The sequence below is a fragment of the Enterobacter cloacae complex sp. SHL020 genome, from assembly GCF_049236945.1.
Lineage (GTDB): Bacteria > Pseudomonadota > Gammaproteobacteria > Enterobacterales > Enterobacteriaceae > Enterobacter > Enterobacter dykesii.
This window is the reverse complement of sequence record NZ_JBMKJF010000006.1, coordinates 36,292-56,468: the sequence shown is the minus strand read 5'-3', so window position 1 is coordinate 56,468 and position 20,177 is coordinate 36,292. Positions and strand designations below refer to the sequence as shown.

The window sequence follows — 20,177 nt, the reverse complement described above, 5'->3', positions numbered from 1 at the left end:
TTGTTAAAAAGGGATTAATTTAACGGTTGAACGGTCAACGCGTCGTCTGCCAGAAGCAGGCGAGCCGCTTTGCCATAAAATTCGGCTGGGATCTTGTCGCTCAGCCAATATTCACCTGCGATGGACACCAGTTCCGCCGTCAGGTGAGTACAAAATATTTGCGCATCTCGATCGCCACTTGCACCTGCGAGCGCACGTCCACGCATCATACCGTATACGTGAATATTGCCATCTGCAATCAGCTCAGCGCCAGCGCTGACGTGGCTTGTAACAATCAGATCACAGTTTGGTGCATAAATGCGCTGACCGGAACGAACCGGCACATCAATCATTCGCGTTTTTGTGACGGTAGTAACGTTTTGAACCGCAGGAGGGGGCGTTTGCACGGCAACGGGTGCCGCACGCGAGGCTTTTTCTTTGCCCTCATTCAGAAGGGGCAGCCCCGCACGCTCAATTTCCGCTTTCAGCTCAGTATCTTTGCAGCCGCTGATGCCCACGATACGCAGTCCGGTCGAGGAGACGGCCTGCTGGAGAAGCTTCCAGTTAACCGGCGCTTCAAGACCGCTGACGTTGATAACAACAGGGGCGTGCTTTAGAAAGGTGGGAGCCTGGGCGATTTTGTCTTCTAACGCCTGACGAATAACCTCGGGTTTTGCATCATGCAAATGTACCACTGATAAGGTGAAGCTACTGCCTTTAAGCTCGATGGGCGTGTTTGACATCCTGGCCTTACTCAATTTGCTATTAACCGCAACCACTCGCTGCGATATTCCGAAGAGTATCAGGCATGTTATAGTCAGGAGTATATTGAGGCAAGCAACCACCCATTAATTCAGAGTAAAAACATGTTTTGTGTGATCTACAGAAGTACAAGCCGTGACCAGACCTATCTTTATGTCGAAAAGAAAGACGATTTTTCACGCGTGCCTGAAGAATTAATGAAAAATTTTGGCCGACCACAGCTGGCGATGCTGCTGCCGCTTGATGGTCGTAAGAAACTGATTAATGCCGATCTGGATAAAGTGAAAACGGCCTTAGCCGAGCAAGGCTATTATTTACAGCTTCCACCGCCACCCGAGAATTTATTAAAACAGCATCTTGAGGCGAACGGTAAAAAATAGTCTCAACTGTTTTTGGGCACAACACATCAACCGTTTAGGGGTCGACCATGTATCAACATCATAACTGGCAAGGTGCATTACTGGATTATCCCGTCAGCAAAGTGGTTTGCGTAGGCAGCAACTATGCAAAACATATTCAGGAGATGGGCAGCGCTACGCCAGAAGAGCCGGTCCTGTTTATTAAGCCTGAAACGGCGCTTTGCGATATCCGCCAGCCGCTGGCGCTGCCGCAGGGGCTCGGCTCGGTGCATCACGAAGTTGAACTCGCGGTGCTGATTGGTGCCACGCTGCGCCAGGCCTCAGAAGAACATGTTCAGAAAGCGATTGCCGGATACGGCGTGGCGCTGGATCTGACCCTGCGTGACGTGCAGGGTAAAATGAAGAAAGCAGGGCAGCCGTGGGAAAAAGCAAAAGGGTTTGATAATTCCTGCCCGATCTCGGCGTTTGTGCCGGTGAGCGAATTTACCGGCGATCCGCAGGACACGCCGCTCAGCCTCAAGGTTAACGGCGAGATCCGCCAGCAGGGCACCACGGCGGACATGATCCATAAGATTGTGCCGCTGATCGCCTACATGAGCCGCTTCTTTACCCTTAAACCAGGCGATGTGATCCTGACCGGAACCCCAGAAGGCGTTGGCCCGCTACTCAGCGGTGACGAGCTTGAGGTCGGTTTCAACGGCCTGTCGCTGAAAACCCGCGTGCTGTAACCCCATCTTGCCGCCTGAAGAGGGCGGCAAAACTTGCAACAACGTGCCAGACTCGTTATAAGGTGCGCTTTCTTTTGACGTGTGGACATCCTGATGAACGACATCCCTTTCTGGCAAAGCAAAACTCTCGACGACATGACTGACGCGGAATGGGAATCATTGTGCGACGGCTGCGGGCAGTGCTGCCTGCACAAGCTGATGGATGAAGATACGGACGAAATCTACTTCACCAACGTTGCCTGCAAGCAGTTAAACATTAAAACCTGCCAGTGCCGCAACTATGAGCGTCGGTTTGAATTTGAGCCTGACTGCATCAAGTTAACCCGGGATAATCTGCCGACGTTTGAATGGCTGCCGCATACCTGCGCGTATCGCTTGCTGGCGGAAGGCAAAGATTTACCGAACTGGCACCCGCTGCTGACCGGGTCAAAAGCGGCGATGCACGGCGAGCGTATTTCTGTGCGCCACATTGCGGTGAAAGAGTCCGAGGTGCGTGACTGGGAAGACCACATCATGAATCACCCGACCCGTTGAGATTAAAAAACCCGCCGAGGCGGGTTTTTTTGTGCTTGTGCGGCCTGATGCCCTCACCCCAACCCTCTCCCACGGGAGAGGGCGCAAACGCTAAAAACGGCAACCTTGGTTGCCGTTTTGCGTTTACCTTCCGAACAGATCGCGTTTCTTCGGTTTGAAAGGCTGGGCAATCAGCACCAGCAGCGCCACGACGAAGTAGGCGGCAAAAATACCCACCAGCCACTGCGGCATCTCCAGCGTCAGGAATTCCCACTGACGAACGGAGCAGTCACCGGATGCGACAAACACCTGCGGCAGCCATTTGTCCAGCGGCAGCCAGCTCGGGAAGCGGGCGGCAAAATCGCAGGTCATAAACGGTGACGGATGCAGCTGCATCATGGTGTGCTGCCAGGAGAGTTCAATTCCTTTCCAGGCACTGTAAATCCAGATGGCAATAGCGGCATAGCGAAGCGGCGATTTAGGGGCAATTGCGCCCACCAGGCCTGCACCCATAATGCCGAACAGCGCGCAGCGTTCGTAAATACACAGCACGCAAGGTTTAAGACCCATTACGTGCTGGAACCACAGCGCGACCATTTCCAGCGCAAAGGCGGTCAGGGCCATTAACAACCACGCTCCGCGACCGCGGGAGCACTGGTTTAAAAATCTCAACATAATCATTTCCCTGGAACATGCTTAGAAAGCGCAGTGTAAACGAATTCGTTTTTCGCGCCACCTGTACCTGGCGAAATAAAACGTAATTGGATGTTTATCGTGCGAAAAGGCAAACGGGCAGCGAACTGCCCGAGATGCATAGTTTACTGCGCCGCAAGTATACCCGCTTGTACCAGCCATTGCGTACAGGGAATGAGGGTAATTTTGACGCAAAGCAATCCGACGATCGTGAGCACCAGCGTATAGGGCAGCGCCATCCACACCATCCTGCCATAAGAAAGACGTATGAGCGGCGCGAGGGCGGAGGTCAGCAGGAACAGGAAGGCGGCCTGGCCGTTTGGCGTCGCCACCGACGGCAGGTTGGTGCCGGTATTGATCGCCACGGCCAGCAGCTCAAACTGTCCGGCGCTGATAACGCCTTGCTCCATAGCGGCTTTGGCCTCGTTGATGTAGACCGTCCCGACGAAGACGTTATCTGAGATCGACGAGAGCAGGCCGTTAAACAGGTAAAACAGCGAGAGCTGATCATCCGGTGATGCCTGTAATACAAAGGCAATAATCGGCGCGAACAGGTGCTGGTCGATAATCACCGCCACGACGGCAAAGAACACCGCCAGCAGCGCGGTAAACGGCAGGGCTTCGGTAAACGCCTTGCCGATGGCATGTTCGTCCGTCACGCCGGTAAAGGTGGTGGCGAGAATAATGACTGACAGGCCAATCAGCCCCACTTCGGCAAGATGGAACGCCAGCGCCGCGATAAGCCAGACGCCGATGATCCCCTGAACAATCAGTCGTAGCGTCTCCTGGCGCGTCCGCTGTCTTCGGCTCTGCACATCGAATTTATGCAGTTCCTGACGTACCGGCTCCGGGAGCTGCGCCCCGTAGCCGAAGAGGCGAAACTTCTCCACCAGCAGACAGGTCGCCAGCCCGCAGATCAGCACCGGTACGCTCACCGGCGCCATTCTCAGGAAGAACTCACCGAAGTGCCAGCCCGCCGCTTTGGCAATGATCAGGTTTTGCGGCTCGCCCACCATGGTCATCACGCCGCCCAGGGCGGTACCCACGCCAGCATGCATCATCAGGCTGCGCAGAAACGCGCGGAACTGTTCCAGCACGTCACGGTTATGCGCCTCGACGTGGCTGTCATCCTGCAGGTCCTCATTTGGGCGAGAGGAGGCCACGCGGTGATAAATACCGTAAAACCCAACAGCAACGCTGATCACCACCGCGACGACCGTCAGCGCATCCAGGAAGGCCGACAGGAAGGCGGCGGCAAGGCAAAACGCCAGCGAGAGGAACATTTTTGACGGAATGCTGAGCAGCAGGCGCGTGAAGATGAACAGCAGCAGCTGTTTCATAAAGTAGATGCCCGCCACCATAAACATAAGCAGCAAAAGCACTTCGAGATTTGACGCCAGCTCTGCTTTGACATGCCCGGCGCTGGTCATACCGATGACGACGGCTTCAAACGCCAGCAATCCGCCCGGCAGCAGGGGATAACATTTTAGCGCCATGGCCAGGGTGAAGATAAACTCCGCCACCAGCAGCCAGCCGGCGATAAAGGGATTCACGCTAAAAATGATGGGATTAACGACCAGGAAAACCAGCAGTATCAGTTTATACCAGTCAGGAGACTGACCTAAAAAATTGCGCCATAGCGCGCGCCCAAAAGAAATTTCCACAACAGACGTCCTTCCCGTCAAGTAAGACAAAACATCAGTATACGCAAAAATCACGGCCTGGAGGCGGATAAGGCTGCATTGTAAATTTCACAAAAATGAAACGGCGATCCCTCTTTTCTCTCTTTGCCGCGCTACCTGCTACTGCGTGCCTCTGGTATGATGAGTCCAATTTGCTAAAGCTGTGTAATGGAAATCTCACTATGGTCATTAAGGCGCAGAGCCCGGCGGGTTTCGCGGAAGAGTACATCATTGAAAGCATCTGGAATAATCGTTTCCCTGCGGGGTCCATTCTTCCGGCTGAACGCGAACTCTCTGAACTGATTGGCGTCACTCGCACCACGCTGCGTGAAGTGCTTCAGCGGCTGGCGCGCGATGGCTGGTTGACGATCCAGCACGGTAAGCCTACGAAAGTAAACAACTTCTGGGAAACGTCCGGGCTGAACATTCTTGAAACGCTGGCGCGTCTTGACCATGAAAGCGTGCCGCAGCTCATTGATAATCTGCTCTCCGTTCGCACCAACATCGCGACGATCTTTATTCGTACCGCTTTCCGTCAGCATCCGGAAGAGGCCCTTGCGGTGCTGGCCACAGCGAACGAGGTGGAAGATCATGCCGATGCTTTTGCCACCCTCGATTACAACGTGTTTCGCGGCCTGGCGTTTGCCTCCGGCAATCCGGTGTACGGCCTGATCCTCAACGGTATGAAAGGGCTTTACACCCGCATTGGCCGCCACTACTTTGCTAATCCGGAAGCGCGTAGCCTGGCGCTGGGCTTCTACCATAAGCTGAGCAAGCTCTGTACCGAAGGCCTTCACGATCAGGTTTATGAGACGGTGCGCCGCTACGGTCACGATTCCGGTGAAATCTGGCACCGTATGCAGAAAACGCTGCCGGGTGATTTAGCGATTCAGACCCGCTAAAAGAAAAAACCTCTCATACGAGAGGTTTTTTTTCGTCGGGTGGCGGCTACGCCTTGCCCGGCACAGCAGACTCTACAGCGTATTCAACCGCGCCGGGCAGCGGTCCAGCAGCTCGACGCTCCCGTCTTCATTCTGCTGCTCCAGCTGCACGTCAAACCCCCACAGGCGATGCACGTGCTTCAGCACCTCTTTACGTCCTTTATCCAGCGGCGCGCGGTTGTGCGGGATATAGCGCAGCGTCAGGGAGCGGTCGCCGCGCAAATCGACGTTCCACACCTGAATATTGGGCTCAAGGTTGCTTAGGTTGTACTGGGAAGAGAGGCGAGAGCGGATCTCACGGTACCCCTCTTCGTTGTGGATTGCGGAGATCTCCAGATAGTTGTTGCGGTCGTCGTCCAGCACGGTGAAGAAGCGGAAATCACGCATGATCTTCGGCGACATAAACTGGCTGATGAAGCTCTCATCCTTAAAGTCGCGCATCGCAAAGTGCAGCGTTTCCAGCCAGTCAGAACCGGCGATATCCGGGAACCAGTACTTGTCTTCTTCCGTCGGCGACTGGCAGATGCGCTTAATGTCCTGGAACATGGCGAAGCCAAGCGAATACGGGTTTATTCCGCTGTACCACGGGCTGTTGTAGGGCGGCTGGAACACCACGTTGGTATGGCTGTGGAGAAATTCCATCATGAACCGCTCGGTCACTTTTCCCTCATCGTACAGATGGTTGAGAATAGTGTAGTGCCAGAAGGTCGCCCAGCCTTCGTTCATCACCTGCGTCTGCTTTTGCGGGTAAAAATACTGGCTCACCTTGCGCACGATGCGCAGGATCTCACGCTGCCACGGCTCCAGCAGCGGGGCGTTTTTCTCCATAAAATAGAGCAGGTTTTCCTGCGGCTCGGAAGGATAGCGACGCGCCTCGGCGATCGTTTTTTCCTCCTCACGCTTCGGCAGGGTACGCCACAGCATGTTCACCTGGCTTTGCAGGTACTCTTCGCGGCTTTTCTGCCGGGCTTTCTCCTCCTGCAGGGAGATTTTCTGCGGACGTTTGTAGCGATCCACGCCGTAGTTCATCAGCGCGTGGCAGGAGTCGAGCAGTTTTTCCACTTCGTCCACGCCGTAGCGCTCTTCGCAGTCGGTAATGTATTTACGGGCGAAGATCAGGTAATCGACGATGGAGCTGGCGTCCGTCCAGCTGCGGAACAGGTAGTTATTCTTGAAAAAGGAGTTGTGCCCGTAGCAGGCGTGCGCCATCACCAGCGCCTGCATGGTAATGGTGTTCTCTTCCATTAAATAGGCGATACACGGATTGGAGTTAATCACAATCTCATACGCTAGCCCCTGCTGGCCGTGCTTATACAGCCGTTCCGTTTCAATAAATTTTTTACCAAACGACCAGTGCGGATAGTTAATCGGCATCCCGACGCTGGAGTAGGCGTCCATCATCTGTTCGGACGTAATGACTTCAATCTGATGGGGATAGGTATCCAGACGATACAGCTTTGCGACCCGGTCGATTTCGGCGAGGTAAACATCCAGCAGCTCGAAGGTCCAGTCGGGTCCATCGCTCAGACGTGTGTTGTCCTTGTTCAGGGAATCAATAGTAGCCATTAGCGCGCCCTCGTTGTGGGTGCTCTCTCTGTCTGGAGAGCCTCCTTTCAAGCATAGATCAACGTGTTAAAAAGCGTGCTGGGGCAGAAATTTTTTCTTTGCGATTTCGCGTTTTTGATACGGCAAAAAAACGGTATGCCTCAGCATATTATGCTGGTTAAAAATAACGCGCAGCAGGAGATCCCAAATTAGCACTATCCCCTGATGCTGGGGGATGTGTGAGGTAAGTCACCATAAAAAAGTCGTATGTTGAATAATATTTTCAACTAGGTTATCAATCTGTAATTAGAAGATTGTTCTTTTGCACATAATGGAGTGGCTATGCGTGTTGTCATACTGGGAAGTGGTGTCGTTGGGGTAACCAGCGCCTGGTATTTAAGTCAGGCGGGACATGACGTAACCGTTATCGATCGTGAATCCGGTCCGGCGCTTGAAACCAGCGCGGCGAACGCCGGGCAAATCTCTCCGGGGTATGCGGCACCGTGGGCTGCGCCGGGCGTTCCGCTGAAAGCGATTAAATGGATGTTCCAGCGCCACGCGCCGCTGGCCATCAGCCTTGACGGCACGCAGTTCCAGCTGAAGTGGATGTGGCAGATGCTGCGCAACTGCGACACCCGCCACTACATGGAGAACAAAGGGCGCATGGTGCGCCTGGCGGAATACAGCCGCGACTGTCTGAAAGCGCTGCGCGCGTCGACGGGGATTGAGTATGAAGGCCGTCAGGGCGGGACGCTGCAGCTGTTCCGCACCGAGCAACAGTACGAAAATGCCACCCGCGATATCGCCGTGCTGGAAGATGCCGGCGTACCGTACCAGCTGCTGGAAGCTAGCCAGCTTGGCCAGATTGAACCGGCGCTGGCGGAAGTGGCGCATAAGCTGACGGGCGGCCTGCGCCTGCCGAATGACGAAACCGGCGACTGCCAGCTCTTTACGCAACGTCTGGCGCAGATGTGCGAGCAGGCGGGGGTGAAGTTCCGCTTCAACACCTCTGTCGACAAGCTGCTGTCGGAAGGCGAAAAAATTTACGGCGTGAAGTGCGGCGACGAGGTGATCAAAGCCGATGCCTACGTGATGGCGTTTGGTTCGTACTCCACCGCCATGCTGAAAGGCATTCTCGACATTCCGGTTTATCCGCTGAAGGGCTACTCGCTGACCATTCCGGTGAAAGAAGATAGCGGCGCGCCGGTGTCGACCATTCTGGACGAAACCTACAAAATCGCCATTACCCGCTTCGATAACCGTATTCGTGTAGGCGGCATGGCGGAGATTGTCGGCTTCAACACCGAATTGCTGCAGCCGCGTCGTGAAACGCTGGAGATGGTCGTGGGCGATCTCTTCCCGCGCGGCGGTTTTGTTGAGCAGGCGACGTTCTGGACCGGCCTGCGTCCGATGACCCCGGACGGCACGCCGATCGTGGGCCGCACGCCGTTCAAAAACCTGTGGACCAATACCGGACACGGCACGCTCGGCTGGACGATGGCCTGCGGATCGGGCCAGCTGCTGAGCGACCTGATTTCCGGACGCACGCCGGCAATTCCGTTTGACGATTTAAGCGCCGCGCGCTATCAATCGGGGTTTACGCCTTCGCGTCCACAGCACCTGCACGGCGCGCATAGCTAAGGAGTTGTCATGTCCCGTCCTGTTCTGGCCCAGCTCAACCTGCAGGCCCTGAAGGATAATCTGCAAATTGTTCGTCGGGCGGCCCCCGGTGCGCGCGTCTGGTCGGTGGTGAAAGCGAATGCCTACGGCCACGGTATCGATCGTATCTGGAGCGCGCTGAGCGCGACCGACGGCTTTGCGCTTCTGAATCTGGAAGAGGCCATTCTGCTGCGCGAGCGCGGCTGGAAAGGGCCGATTCTACTGCTGGAAGGCTTCTTCCATGCGGACGATCTGCCGCTGCTGGATAAGTACCGGCTGACCACCAGCGTTCACAGCAACTGGCAGATTAAGGCGATCCAGGATGCGAAGCTCCATGCGCCGCTGGATATCTACCTCAAGGTGAACAGCGGCATGAACCGCCTGGGCTTTCAGCCTGAGCGGGTGCATACGGTCTGGCAGCAGCTGCGCGCCATGAAGAACGTGGGCGAAATGACGCTGATGGCGCATTTTGCCGACGCGGAAAAACCCGACGGCATTGCCGATGCTATGGTCCGCATTGAGCAGGCGGCAGAAGGGCTGGATTGCCCGCGTTCGCTGTCGAACTCGGCGGCCACGCTGTGGCATCCCGAGGCGCACTATGACTGGGTGCGTCCGGGGATTGTTCTGTACGGTGCGTCTCCCTCAGGCCAGTGGCAGGATATCGCCAACAGCGGCCTGAAGCCGGTCATGACCCTGCGCAGTGAAATCATTGGCGTGCAGACGCTGAAGGCCGGGGACACGGTGGGCTACGGCAGCCGCTACCGGGCAAAGGGCGAGCAGCGGATTGGCATCGTGGCGGGGGGGTATGCCGACGGCTATCCGCGTATCGCGCCCACCGGCACGCCGGTGTGGGTCGATGGGGTTCGCACCGGAACGGTGGGCACCGTATCTATGGATATGCTGGCCGTTGACCTGACGCCATGCCCGCAGGCGGGCATTGGTTCACCCGTCGAGCTGTGGGGTAACGAAATCAAAATTGATGACGTGGCTGCCGCGGCGGGCACGGTGGGGTACGAATTGATGTGCGCGCTGGCACCAAGAGTGCCGGTTGTGACGGTGTAACCTATCTTTGCCGGGTAAGCGTTAGCGCCACCCGGCAAAAAAACTACTCCACTTCCTCATCCATCGGCCTCAAACCGACTTTCCGCACCGCGTTATCTTCTTTTTCGGCAACGGTCCAGATCATCCCGGCAAACTCCACCTGATCGCCCACGACTGGCGCAGCGCCAAGCCGCTGCTGGATGATTTCACCCAGCGTTTGCGGGTTATCACCGTCTTCAGCACCTTCATCCAGACCGTAAATCAGCGCCACATCCGCAAATTTGGCGCTGGCTTCCAGAATAAAATCGCCGAAGAAGCGCTGGTCCAGCGCCACCGGAGGCGACTGGCTGAACAGCTTGCCCAGTGCGGGCAGGTCGCGCTCGCGACCAATCACGCAGAGAATATCCCCTTCGCGCAGGCGGGTGCTGCCGGTAGGGTGCAGCAGGACATTATCGCGGAACAGGGCGGCAATGCGCGTTTCGGTCGGCATGTGCAAATCGCGCAGCGAGGCTCCCACGCACCATTTGTCGGCGCTCAGCTGATAGACAAACTGTTCCCACGGGTTCTCCGGGTGAATATCTAGGCCCACGCGGGAGACCGGCCAGCCCACGGGCGGGACCACCACTTTGGCTTTTTTCGCCGCCCATCCGAGCGAGGTTCCCTGGAACAGCAGGGAAATCAGCACCACGAAGAACGCCACGTTAAAGAACAGCCGCGCGTTATCCAGACCGGCCATCATCGGGAACACAGCAAGGATAATCGGCACCGCGCCGCGCAGGCCCACCCAGCTAATAAAAACCCGCTCGCGCAGGTTGAAGCCGCGAAACGGCAGCAGGCCTGCAAATACAGACAGCGGACGGGCGAAGAAGATCATCCACGCGGACAGCAGCAGCGCCGGAACGGCGATCGGCAGCAGGTCCGATGGCGTAACCAGCAGGCCCAGCACCAGAAACATGCCGATTTGCGCCAGCCACGCCAGGCCGTCGAAGTTCTGCAAAATGGCATGCCGGTTGCGAATAGGGCGGTTGCCCATCAGGAACCCGCAGAGATAGACCGCGAGAATACCGCTGCCGTCCACTGCGGTGGTGACGGCAAAAATGAGAATGCCGCCGCTCAGCGCCAGCAGGGGGTAAAGCCCCGCGGGCAGCGAGATGCGGTTGATCGTCTGCTGTAAGAGGTATCCCCCCGCCAGGCCGATGACGATCCCCAGACCGAACTGCTGCAGGATATGTAACGCAAACATCCAGCTCAGCCCGCTTTCATGCTGCTGAATCATCTCGATAAGCGTAATGGTGAGAAATACCGCCATCGGATCGTTACTGCCGGATTCAATCTCAAGCGTGGAGCCAACGCGTTCGTTAAGCCCTTTTCCGCCGAGCAGGGAAAACACCGCTGCCGCATCGGTTGAGCCCACGATGGCGCCAATCAGCAAACCTTCCATGATATTGAGATGGAAAAGCCACGCGGCCATCATTCCGGTGAGGCCGGAGGTAATCAACACGCCGACCGTGGCGAGCGACAGCGCAGGCCCTAAGGCCACGCGGAAGGAGCTCGCCTGGGTGCGCATCCCGCCGTCCAGCAGGATCACCGCCAGCGCGAGGTTACTCACCATGTAGGCGAAGGGGTAGTTATCGAATGGGATACCGCCAATGCCATCAATGCCGGCCAGCATGCCGATGGCGAGGAAAATGACAAGAATAGGTATGCCGAGACGCGATGAAAATGAACTTAATAAAATACTGCTGGTTACAAGGACGGAACCCAAAATGAAAAGGCTGATTATCGCTGCGGCATCCAATGTTCTCTTACTCCCACCTCAATGTTAACGCTGTTACTAAAACCCTAACATATTAACAACGGCAACAGCGTTTTATTAAGGGGGTATAACGGCTTTTTTATGCCTTTATGACAGGATGACCGCTGATGGTCAGCCGGCTGCCGGAATCATTATGGATCAGTGTGGCGTGCGCCCCCAGCGCCAGGGTCACGGTTTGCTGCTCGTGGCCAAAATCGAGACCGGTTATGACCGGAATATCCAGCCGCGAGCGAACGAAGTCGATCATGGTCTCAAGGGAGTAACCCGCGTCATAGTCATTCGGGGCAGAGCCGCTGAAGCTGCCAAGCACAATCGCGGACTGGCGTTCAAGAATACCGGCATGATAGAGCTGCAGCAGCATGCGCTCGACGCGGAACGGATGTTCGTTGATATCTTCCAGCACCAGAATGCCGTCCTCGATGTGCGGCATCCACGGCGTGCCGATGAGCGAGACCAGCATCGCCAGGTTGCCGCCCCAGAGCTGGCCTTCACATTCCCAGTGCGGTCCGTTGCCTTGCCACTCCACGCTGTAGGTGGAATTGCGCAGCGCGCGCCAGAAATGTTCCACGGTAAACGCATCCAGCTCCGGGGCGCCGAAGTTACCGGCCAGCATCGGGCCGCTGAAGGTAATGACGTTATGCAGGGCCAGCAGCCCAAGCTGGATGACGGTGAAATCGCTGTGACCGCAGATCAGCAGCGGATCCTGCTGCTGGCGCAGCGCCAGCCCCTGCCAGTCAATGCTCTCCAGCAGCCGGCTCGCACCATATCCGCCGCGCACCGCAAGCACAATCCGGTTTTCGCCCGTCAGGTTCACCAGACTATTGATATCATTCAGCCTCTGCGCTTCGGTGCCGGCAAAACGCTGCTGGCGGCGGGGGATAATCGTCTGATTTTCTACCTGATGGCCAGATTCCAGCAAACGCTGAACGCCCCGCTGCGCCGCGTCCTGGTTAATGCAGTAGCCCGACGGCGCGATAAGATGAAACTGAGACATGGCAATTCCTTGCTGAATGAGAAACTAATTGTCTATATCATGCCGCTTATACGCTGCCTGCTTCAAGAGGCGGCGCACCGCGATGACCGGCTATAAGGATAGATGACGTGAAATTGAGATGGTTTGCTTTTTTGATTGTGTTGCTCGCTGGCTGTAGTACCAAACATGATTATCAAAACCCGCCCTGGAACCCGGAAGTGCCGGTGAAACGGGCCATGCAGTGGATGCCGATCAGTGAGCAAGCCGGGAAGGCCTGGGGCGTAAGCCCGCGTCTCATCACGGCGATCATCGCGGTGGAGTCCGGCGGTAATCCGACGCTTGTCAGCAAATCCAACGCGGTGGGGCTGATGCAGCTTAAAGCGTCAACGGCGGGGAGAGAGGTTTACCGCTACATGGGCTGGAGCGGCCAGCCGTCGACCAGCGAGCTGAAAAACCCGGAACGCAACATTTCAATGGGCACGGCCTATTTGAGCATTATGGAGCATGGCGTGCTGAAGGGGATTAAGGATCCAGAGGTGATGCAGTACGCGCTGGTGGTGTCTTACGTTAACGGTGCCGGCGCGTTGCTCAGAACCTTCTCCTCTGACCGCAAAGAGGCGATAGAAGAGATTAACGACATGGACAAAGACGAATTCTTTGAACATGTGGCGAAAAATCACCCGGCACCACAGGCGCCTCGTTATATCTGGAAAGTACAGAAAGCGATGGATGCCATGTAATGCCGCAGACGGGCGGCGGTCACGCTGCCCGATTTCTTCACAGGACCTTATTTGCGCGTTCCCGCGCCTCTCGCTCCAGGGAGTAGATAATACGCTGAAGCTCACGCTCAGCGCCGGGCCCGACGTTGAGGAAACGGAAGCTCAGACGCGGCGTGGTGATGGTTTCATTTTTGCTGTCCACGACGGTGCGGTCGCTAATCGCAATTAGCTGTGCATCGAAATAAAAGCGACCCCAGCCCCCCATATCCAGTTCAATTTGCGTAAACCGCATGCCCTCTACCAGCCCGTCAGGTTTCGGCGTATCCATCAGCGCGCCCATGCCGCCGAGCGACAGATCGAAGAGGCGGAAGCGGATCTCTTTTTTGTCCGGCATTTTGGCCTTACAAAAATAGGCGGGGTGGAGCGGGGCGCTGATGCGGAAATATTCACGACGCTGAACAAACCAGAGATTGGTCGGAAGCGGGGTAACAAAAGCCGGCAGTCCCTGATATTCGCTCAGTTCCAGCCGCGACAGGACAAATTCCACTTTGGCGCCCTGCGTTTCGGCCATCACCGCGATATTCTCCGCTTTTAGCGCCGCGCGGTTTTCATACTCCTGACTGCCTAAATCAATCACCAGCCGATCCTGCGAGGCGTCAAGGATCTTGCTGATGAACTGATTATTCGACCAGCTGATGCGCAGCGGCACTTCACCTTTTTGCAGGTCGCGTAATACCCCTAATACAGCCAGCGGATTTTGCTTGAGGAACTGCTCACTGTAATGACTCACGCCGGATGGCTCCTTGATTGATGACAGACTGTCTTAGCGTTATCGGCAATCTGCAATGAAACTTAATACAAACCGGTGAGTTTTTTTTGCCTGTTTAAGCAAAGATAAGTCGGTGAGATGAAAATGGTTTTCCGGCGATGACCTATACTTAAGTTAGCTGTGCAGAAGGTTTTCTGCGCACGCGTTAAACCTGCAAGAGGGCATCGCTATGGGTATCATCGCCTGGATTATCTTTGGTCTTATTGCTGGCGCTATCGCTAAACTGATCATGCCGGGAAACGATGGCGGCGGCTTTATTTTGACCTGCGTACTCGGGGTCGTTGGTGCGGTTGTGGGCGGCTGGCTGGCGACGATGTTTGGCTTTGGAGGCAACATAAGTGGTTTCGACCTGCACAGTTTTCTGGTCGCTGTCGTGGGTGCCATTGTGGTGCTGGGCATCTTCCGGTTACTGCGACGAGCATAAATTGACATAAACGGCTCTCTGCGGAGGGCCGTTTTTTTTGCCGGAGTATTGATTTGTTAATCTAAATGATAATAATTGTCGTTTCGTATTTCATCTAACAACAAGACGACATTATGAATACCTCACGTTTTACGCTTTGCGCTCTGGCAGGGGCCGTCACGCTGGCATTGCAGGTCCCGGCGTTTGCCGAAGAATCCACCATCGTCGTCACGGGCTCAGAGCAGGGCAACGCGCTGCCGGCCTGGACGAACAGCGCCACCAAATCGGCCGTTGCCGAAAGTAAAACGCCGCAGGTCATCACGACCCTCTCTGCGCCGGAAATTGAAAAGCGTCACGCGAATTCGGTGAATGAAATCCTGCGCTATGCCCCGGGCGTCTCAACCGAGGTGCGGGGAAATACCTCCTACATGAGCGAATATAAAATTCGTGGCTTTACCGTTGACCAGGAGTTCTACAACGGGCTGCAGCTGCCCTATAACGTCACCGGCAATACCAAAGCGCGCATCGATCCGCTGCTGATCGACAGCGTTGATATCCTGAAAGGCCCCTCATCGGTCCTTTACGGCGGCGGTTCGCCGGGTGGGCTGGTGAATATTCAAAGTAAAAAACCGCAGCGGGAAGCGCGGACGGAGATCGGCGTTAATACCGGAAACCGTAATCTGAAAGAGGGCTATCTCGATTCAACCGGGCAGATTGCCGACAGCGACTGGAACTACCGTCTGCTGGGCAAAGCCACGGAAAACGACGATCAGCCGCACACCACCCGGTATGAAAACTACCTGGTTGCTCCGTCCGTCACCTGGCAGCCGGACAGCAAAACCCGCCTCACCCTGGACGCGCTGGCGCAAAACACCCCGAGCCTGACGCCGTCTAACCCGCTGCCGCTCGCCTACCTGCGCTCGAAATATGCGGGCAAGCGCGATTACGCCGGAGATGAGTGGAGCGGGTTTAAGCAGCGTCAGTGGATGCTGGGCTACAGCTTTGAACATGAGTTTGAGAGCGGCTGGGGCTTTAACCAGAAGGCGCGCTATTTCGACGTCGATACCCACCAGCGCAGCGTCTACGCGACAGGGACGGGAAGCGAGGTGTATCAGCTCAACCGCTTTGCCTACACCACCGATGAAGACCTTAAGAGCTTCAACATCGACAACCAGGTGACCAAAACCGTTGCGCTGGGCGAGTGGAAACACCATCTGCTGGCCGGGTTTGACTATCAGAAGCTGAACTCCCATTTCCACTATCGCTACGCGTCGGCCACGCCGGGTATCGATATGCGGTATCCTGACTATTCGCAGATCCAGGAAAGCGCGCTGGGGCTCTATACCGCCCAGAAAAACCGTCTCAGCTACCAGCAAAACGGTTACTACCTGCAGGATCAGGTTGAATTTGGCGGCCTCAACCTGCTGGGCAGCCTGCGCTACGACGATTACCGCTCCGTCACTACCAACTACCTGCAAAACGGTGATAAAGCCTGGGTGTCGCAGGATCGCGTCACCAAACGCCTGGGCGCGCTTTACGCCTTCGATAACGGTCTGTCGCCGTTTATCAGCTATTCAGAAGGTTTTGCGCCGGTCTCACCGCAGGGCACGCTCGTGGCGAAAGACGTCAAACCGACCACCAGCAAGCAGGTGGAGGGCGGGGTGAAATATCTGCTGGCCGACTACGCCACCACCTTTACCGCCTCGGTGTTTAACATCCGGCAGAAAAATGTCGTCACCTCCGATCCGGGCTTCCTGAACTATCGTCAGACCGGGGAAGTGGAATCCAAAGGGGCAGAGCTGTCCGCCATCAGCCGTCCGACGGACAGCCTGACGCTGATTGCCAACTATGCGTACACACACGCGATCAACAGGGAAGATGACAAGTACAAAGGTAAACGTCCAACGCAGGTCCCGGAGAATGCCTTCAACCTCTGGGGGGATTACACCTTTGAAAATACGCCGCTGAAAGGACTGATGCTGGGAGCGGGCGCACGCTACACCGGGCCGATGGAAATCTCTCCGGCAAACGATGCGGGAAAACTGGGCGGCACTACGCAGTACGATCTGGCGGCCTCGTACCGGATGGGCGAAATCCTGCCCTCGCTGGCAGGGTTAACGCTCAAAGCCAGCGCGCAGAATATCACCAACAAAGAGACGCTGACCTGCTACGACGCGACCAACTGCTGGATTGGACGTGACAGGACGTATCAGTTAGGGGCGAGTTATAGTTTCTAAGGAACCAGGGAAACCCCGTCAAAAATGCGCAATCGGACTGCCCCCTCTCCCTTGAGGGAGAGGGCTGGGGTGAGGGGGAACATACGGCTGTGGTGGTCATTCCGTTCACTTTATGTTCCTTGCTACTCTGTAACGATGTGACCGGTGAACGTGCCAGGGTGGCTCAGTCGCCGCCACCCTGGCAACCCTGGCAACCCGGGCTCCCGGCGGTAAAACGCCGCTTCGCGGTGCCCTCGGCGTATTCCTTCCGGCTTATCGGGGACGGGCGGAGGTAACATCCCTGTAAAGCCCGCCCTCTCGGCGCATCCATGCGCCTCGCCCCGGCCGGAAGGAAATGCCTCAGCGATTTACAGCCGGACCATGGCATCGCTGAAAGTGTTCAGGCGTTCTGAAACAACGTTATTGCTTCTGCTCAAAACTTACTGGCTAACCTTCTCCCGGAGGGAGAGAGCCAGCACGCAGGCCGGGTAAGGCGTAGCCGACACCCGGCAATACCCTCACTGTGCAGCAGCTTTCACCGGCGCAGCCTCATCATTCGCCGCAGGCTGATTCTCCGGCACGCTGTCGCACGGTTTTGCTTTCGGACAGACCCGATCCAGCATTTTCAGCGCCACGCCGTTGCTCCAGCCGAAGCCGTCCTGCAGCGGATACTCGCCGCCGCCGCCGCCCGTACCGGTTGTCGACACGTCATACTTCTCGACCAGTTTCTTTTCCCGGTCATAAGTGTGCTGAACGTTCTTCAGGAAGCGCCAGGTCACATCCATCGAGACCTTCTCTTGCCCGTAATTCTGCAACCCTTCCGCCGCCACCCACTGCAGCGGGGCCCAGCCGTTTGGCGCATCCCACTGCTGGCCGCTATTGACCGTGGTGGTCGCAATACCGCCCGGCTTCAACAGGCGCGACGAGGTTGCCGCGGCGACTTTATCGGCCCGGTCCTGCGCCGCCGCCTTCACGTAAAGCGGGAAGAGGGCGGCCGCCGTGAGCTGATTGCGTACCTTCTTGCTCTTCAGATCGTAATCCGCGTACCAGCCCTCTTTATCATTCCACAGGTGGCTCTCGATGGCTTTCTGACGCGCCGTCGCCAGCGCCTCGTATTTGCTTGCGCTGGCGGCGTCGCCACTCTCCTGGCTTGCCCGCGCCAGCAGTTTTTCCATCTTGAACATCAGGGCGTTCAGGTCCACGGGGACAATGCTGGTGGTTCGGATGGTGCCGAGCTTTTGCGGATCGTCCATCCAGCGGGAGCTAAAGTCCCAGCCCGAGGCCGCAGCGGAACGCAAATCACGGTAGATCTCGGTCGCAGGCCGGTTAGGGTTACTTTTGGCGGTATTCACGTCGTCAAGCCAGGACTCCGGGCGCGGGGTGTCGCGGTCGTCCCAGTAGCGGTTGAGGATCGCGACGTCGTCCAGCTTCACCACGCGTTTGTTAGCCTGCCCCGGCTGAAGGGCGTCGACGCCGTCCATCCAGTAGGCATACTCTTTCTCCATCTGCGGGCGGTACTTCTTCAGCGCATCGCTGTCGTGGGTCGCCAGCAGTTCAACCATCATTGAGAAAAACGGCGGCTGGGAGCGGCTCAGGTAATAGCTGCGGTTGCCGTTGGGAATGTGGCCGAAGGTATCAATCTCATACGCAAAGTTATCCACCATGTCGCTGATTTTGTCCCAGTGATTGCTCTCTGCCAGGCCCAGCATGGTGAAATAGCTGTCCCAGTAGTAGACCTCGCGGAAACGTCCGCCGGGCACAACGTAAGGTTTGGGTAACGGCAGCAGGGAATCCCATTTGTTGCTGGCTTTATCCGTGGTGCGCGTCAGCACGGGCCAGAGATCGTCGATGTGCTCACGTAAACTTTGTCCAGCAGGCGGAACATATTTTTCCCCTTCCGCAGGGAGCGTAAAGTTCATCTCGACAAAGTGGCGTAAGTCAAAGCTGGACTGCGTGTGCTGCATCCGGTAATCCGCCAGAATCATCAGCGGGTCGCTTTTGGGGACGGCATCTGCGAAGGTTTTCTGATCGGGAAACAGTTTGGCGCTTTGCACATCGTTAAACAGCGGGCCCAGCAAAATATCGGGCGAGGTTGTCTGGGCTGCGGGGGTATCGTCGGCATAACCGAATGTCGTTACGCCGAGCAGCGCGCCGCCTAACGCAAGGGGCAAAAACGCGGGGCGTAGTGTACGAGGTCTTATCATTAGTTCGTCTCCTGTCTTCACTAAACAGCGTGACCGCTGTTGTCAATCACCTGAAAACCTTAGACGAATATTGCCCGCTTCGCGTTAATAATTGCTTGCCCGTCAGACCTCTTCCGGCGTCTGGCTGGCTTCCCGCAGCGTGCCCGGCGCATGTCCGATGATGCGCTTGAATGCCCGGCTGAAGGCCGCCAGAGAGCCGTATCCCAGCCGCAGCGCGACGGTTTCAATCGGCTGATTTTCGTGGCGAATGTACTGGATGGCCAGTCGCATCCTCAGCTCGCTGAGATATTTTGCCGGGGTGGTTCCCGTCGCGGCCAGGAACCGTTCGGCGAACACGGAACGGGACGTGCCCGCTTCTTTTGCCAGATCCGCCACGCTCCAGTTCAGGCCGGGCTGCTGGTGCATGGCGTAAATGGCCCGGCTCAGGCGCGGGTCACGCAGAACCTGCACCCAGCCGGTGGCTTTACCACACCCGCCTTCAACCCAGCCGCGCACGATTAACGCCGCCACCACGTCGGCAAGGCGCGCAAGGATCCCGGCATACCCAGCCTGACGCGCCGCGGATTCCCGCTCCATCGCCGCCAGCAGCGGATGAATTTCCGGCCAGGTGGACATCAGCCGGCTGACCATCATCACTTCCGGCATCGCCTTGATCAGCGGCTGCATCCCGCCCAGCTCAAAATCCATGCACCCGCTAAAGATGAGGGTGTTCTCGCTTTCCGGGCAGGGCTCGCAGGTGATAGCACACACCGAGCTGCAGATAGGCTCGCTCGGGAAGGCGTTGATGGGCGTAATGGTGGCCTGCTCGTCAGAGAGCAAAGCATGAGAATTCCCGCCGGGAATAAAGAGGGCGTCGCCACCGCTCAGTTCGAACGTTGCACTGCTCTCCATGCGCAGCATAGCGCTACCGTGGCTCACAAAATGAAACTGCGCCCGGCCGGGCGCCTGATGAAACGCGACGCCAAACGGCGCGCTGGCTTCAATCCGCCGGTATTTCACGCCTGACAGGCGCATGCCGCGTAAAAGTTCGCTGATCAGATCGGGTGACTGGACGGTCATGGCGCAACTCCGGACGAATAATCAATAAGTGGAGATTATATGTCATAGATCGTCCT

The 20,177-nt window shown here is 56.7% G+C and carries 18 protein-coding genes; 9 read left to right on the top strand and 9 right to left on the bottom strand.

Features of this window, described 5'->3' with window-relative positions:
- Window positions 1-14: 14 nt before the first annotated feature.
- Window positions 15-722 carry a septum site-determining protein MinC gene (gene minC, locus ACOTZB_RS15450; RefSeq protein ID WP_421627692.1) on the bottom strand — a complete coding sequence of 236 codons (708 nt, stop codon included), beginning with the start codon at window positions 720-722 and terminating at the stop codon, window positions 15-17.
- 123 nt (window positions 723-845) lie between these two features.
- Here minC and ACOTZB_RS15445 point away from each other — a divergent pair, with 123 nt between their 5' ends.
- The 3 genes from ACOTZB_RS15445 to ACOTZB_RS15435 all read left to right on the top strand — a co-directional run bounded on the left by ACOTZB_RS15445 (window position 846) and on the right by ACOTZB_RS15435 (window position 2,362).
- Window positions 846-1,121 carry a YcgL domain-containing protein gene (locus ACOTZB_RS15445; RefSeq protein WP_029742143.1) on the top strand — a complete coding sequence of 92 codons (276 nt, stop codon included), beginning with the start codon at window positions 846-848 and terminating at the stop codon, window positions 1,119-1,121.
- 47 nt (window positions 1,122-1,168) lie between these two features.
- Window positions 1,169-1,828: a fumarylacetoacetate hydrolase family protein gene (locus tag ACOTZB_RS15440; protein ID WP_032647730.1), complete on the top strand. Its 660-nt coding sequence runs from the start codon at window positions 1,169-1,171 to the stop codon at window positions 1,826-1,828.
- A 93-nt stretch (window positions 1,829-1,921) separates the two neighbouring features.
- Window positions 1,922-2,362 carry a YcgN family cysteine cluster protein gene (locus ACOTZB_RS15435; RefSeq protein WP_047652292.1) on the top strand — a complete coding sequence of 147 codons (441 nt, stop codon included), beginning with the start codon at window positions 1,922-1,924 and terminating at the stop codon, window positions 2,360-2,362.
- 123 nt (window positions 2,363-2,485) lie between these two features.
- Here the strand turns inward: ACOTZB_RS15435 and dsbB are convergent, their stop codons facing one another.
- Complete coding sequence (dsbB, locus tag ACOTZB_RS15430) at window positions 2,486-3,016, bottom strand: disulfide bond formation protein DsbB (protein WP_047652291.1); 531 nt, start codon at window positions 3,014-3,016, stop codon at window positions 2,486-2,488.
- Between the two features lie 143 nt (window positions 3,017-3,159).
- The gene (gene nhaB, locus ACOTZB_RS15425; protein ID WP_421627690.1) at window positions 3,160-4,698 is read right to left on the bottom strand and encodes a Na(+)/H(+) antiporter NhaB; all 1,539 of its coding nucleotides are present in this window, start codon (window positions 4,696-4,698) and stop codon (window positions 3,160-3,162) included.
- 200 nt (window positions 4,699-4,898) lie between these two features.
- Here nhaB and fadR point away from each other — a divergent pair, with 200 nt between their 5' ends.
- Window positions 4,899-5,618, top strand: a complete 720-nt coding sequence (gene fadR, locus ACOTZB_RS15420; protein ID WP_421627689.1) for a fatty acid metabolism transcriptional regulator FadR — start codon at window positions 4,899-4,901, stop codon at window positions 5,616-5,618.
- A gap of 72 nt (window positions 5,619-5,690) precedes the next feature.
- Here fadR and ACOTZB_RS15415 read toward each other — a convergent pair whose 3' ends face one another.
- Window positions 5,691-7,223 carry a SpoVR family protein gene (locus ACOTZB_RS15415; RefSeq protein ID WP_421627688.1) on the bottom strand — a complete coding sequence of 511 codons (1,533 nt, stop codon included), beginning with the start codon at window positions 7,221-7,223 and terminating at the stop codon, window positions 5,691-5,693.
- Window positions 7,224-7,544: 321 nt separating this feature from the next.
- Between ACOTZB_RS15415 and ACOTZB_RS15410 the strand changes: the two genes are divergently transcribed.
- Complete coding sequence (locus ACOTZB_RS15410) at window positions 7,545-8,843, top strand: D-amino acid dehydrogenase (protein WP_421627687.1); 1,299 nt, start codon at window positions 7,545-7,547, stop codon at window positions 8,841-8,843.
- A 9-nt stretch (window positions 8,844-8,852) separates the two neighbouring features.
- The gene (gene dadX / locus ACOTZB_RS15405; RefSeq protein ID WP_421627686.1) at window positions 8,853-9,923 is read left to right on the top strand and encodes a catabolic alanine racemase DadX; all 1,071 of its coding nucleotides are present in this window, start codon (window positions 8,853-8,855) and stop codon (window positions 9,921-9,923) included.
- A gap of 43 nt (window positions 9,924-9,966) precedes the next feature.
- Here the strand turns inward: dadX and ACOTZB_RS15400 are convergent, their stop codons facing one another.
- Window positions 9,967-11,700 (bottom strand): potassium/proton antiporter, encoded by a 1,734-nt coding sequence (locus ACOTZB_RS15400; protein ID WP_126330095.1) that lies wholly within the window; start codon window positions 11,698-11,700, stop codon window positions 9,967-9,969.
- A 97-nt stretch (window positions 11,701-11,797) separates the two neighbouring features.
- Entirely contained in the window at window positions 11,798-12,712 is a 915-nt protein-coding gene (gene ldcA / locus ACOTZB_RS15395) for a muramoyltetrapeptide carboxypeptidase (protein ID WP_421627684.1), read from the bottom strand.
- Window positions 12,713-12,819: 107 nt separating this feature from the next.
- On the opposite strand from ldcA, the gene emtA reads away from it, so the two are divergent.
- Window positions 12,820-13,431: a membrane-bound lytic murein transglycosylase EmtA gene (gene emtA, locus ACOTZB_RS15390; RefSeq protein WP_047652285.1), complete on the top strand. Its 612-nt coding sequence runs from the start codon at window positions 12,820-12,822 to the stop codon at window positions 13,429-13,431.
- 37 nt (window positions 13,432-13,468) lie between these two features.
- Here emtA and ycgR read toward each other — a convergent pair whose 3' ends face one another.
- A complete protein-coding gene (gene ycgR / locus ACOTZB_RS15385; RefSeq protein WP_023312174.1) occupies window positions 13,469-14,200 on the bottom strand; it encodes a flagellar brake protein YcgR in 732 nt (243 codons plus the stop codon).
- A gap of 208 nt (window positions 14,201-14,408) precedes the next feature.
- On the opposite strand from ycgR, the gene ACOTZB_RS15380 reads away from it, so the two are divergent.
- Both ACOTZB_RS15380 and ACOTZB_RS15375 read left to right on the top strand, forming a co-directional pair.
- Entirely contained in the window at window positions 14,409-14,663 is a 255-nt protein-coding gene (locus tag ACOTZB_RS15380; protein WP_008502662.1) for a GlsB/YeaQ/YmgE family stress response membrane protein, read from the top strand.
- 113 nt (window positions 14,664-14,776) lie between these two features.
- On the top strand, window positions 14,777-16,879 hold the full coding sequence (locus tag ACOTZB_RS15375; RefSeq protein WP_421627682.1) for a TonB-dependent siderophore receptor: 2,103 nt from the start codon (window positions 14,777-14,779) through the stop codon (window positions 16,877-16,879).
- 497 nt (window positions 16,880-17,376) lie between these two features.
- Here the strand turns inward: ACOTZB_RS15375 and ACOTZB_RS15370 are convergent, their stop codons facing one another.
- Window positions 17,377-19,062: an alpha,alpha-trehalase gene (locus ACOTZB_RS15370; protein ID WP_421627680.1), complete on the bottom strand. Its 1,686-nt coding sequence runs from the start codon at window positions 19,060-19,062 to the stop codon at window positions 17,377-17,379.
- A 102-nt stretch (window positions 19,063-19,164) separates the two neighbouring features.
- Window positions 19,165-20,121 (bottom strand): AraC family transcriptional regulator, encoded by a 957-nt coding sequence (locus ACOTZB_RS15365; protein ID WP_421627679.1) that lies wholly within the window; start codon window positions 20,119-20,121, stop codon window positions 19,165-19,167.
- Window positions 20,122-20,177: the final 56 nt, after the last annotated feature.

Excerpts from the sequence above, each read along its gene's own strand:
- minC (WP_421627692.1), bottom strand. The coding sequence starts at position 722 with ATGTCAAACACGCCCATCGAGCTTAAAGGCAGTAGCTTCACCTTATCA.
- ACOTZB_RS15445 (WP_029742143.1), top strand. The coding sequence starts at position 846 with ATGTTTTGTGTGATCTACAGAAGTACAAGCCGTGACCAGACCTATCTT.
- ACOTZB_RS15440 (WP_032647730.1), top strand. The coding sequence starts at position 1,169 with ATGTATCAACATCATAACTGGCAAGGTGCATTACTGGATTATCCCGTC.
- ACOTZB_RS15435 (WP_047652292.1), top strand. The coding sequence starts at position 1,922 with ATGAACGACATCCCTTTCTGGCAAAGCAAAACTCTCGACGACATGACT.
- dsbB (WP_047652291.1), bottom strand. The coding sequence starts at position 3,016 with ATGTTGAGATTTTTAAACCAGTGCTCCCGCGGTCGCGGAGCGTGGTTG.
- fadR (WP_421627689.1), top strand. The coding sequence starts at position 4,899 with ATGGTCATTAAGGCGCAGAGCCCGGCGGGTTTCGCGGAAGAGTACATC.
- ACOTZB_RS15415 (WP_421627688.1), bottom strand. The coding sequence starts at position 7,223 with ATGGCTACTATTGATTCCCTGAACAAGGACAACACACGTCTGAGCGAT.
- ACOTZB_RS15410 (WP_421627687.1), top strand. The coding sequence starts at position 7,545 with ATGCGTGTTGTCATACTGGGAAGTGGTGTCGTTGGGGTAACCAGCGCC.
- dadX (WP_421627686.1), top strand. The coding sequence starts at position 8,853 with ATGTCCCGTCCTGTTCTGGCCCAGCTCAACCTGCAGGCCCTGAAGGAT.
- ldcA (WP_421627684.1), bottom strand. The coding sequence starts at position 12,712 with ATGTCTCAGTTTCATCTTATCGCGCCGTCGGGCTACTGCATTAACCAG.
- ACOTZB_RS15380 (WP_008502662.1), top strand. The coding sequence starts at position 14,409 with ATGGGTATCATCGCCTGGATTATCTTTGGTCTTATTGCTGGCGCTATC.
- ACOTZB_RS15375 (WP_421627682.1), top strand. The coding sequence starts at position 14,777 with ATGAATACCTCACGTTTTACGCTTTGCGCTCTGGCAGGGGCCGTCACG.
- ACOTZB_RS15370 (WP_421627680.1), bottom strand. The coding sequence starts at position 19,062 with ATGATAAGACCTCGTACACTACGCCCCGCGTTTTTGCCCCTTGCGTTA.
- ACOTZB_RS15365 (WP_421627679.1), bottom strand. The coding sequence starts at position 20,121 with ATGACCGTCCAGTCACCCGATCTGATCAGCGAACTTTTACGCGGCATG.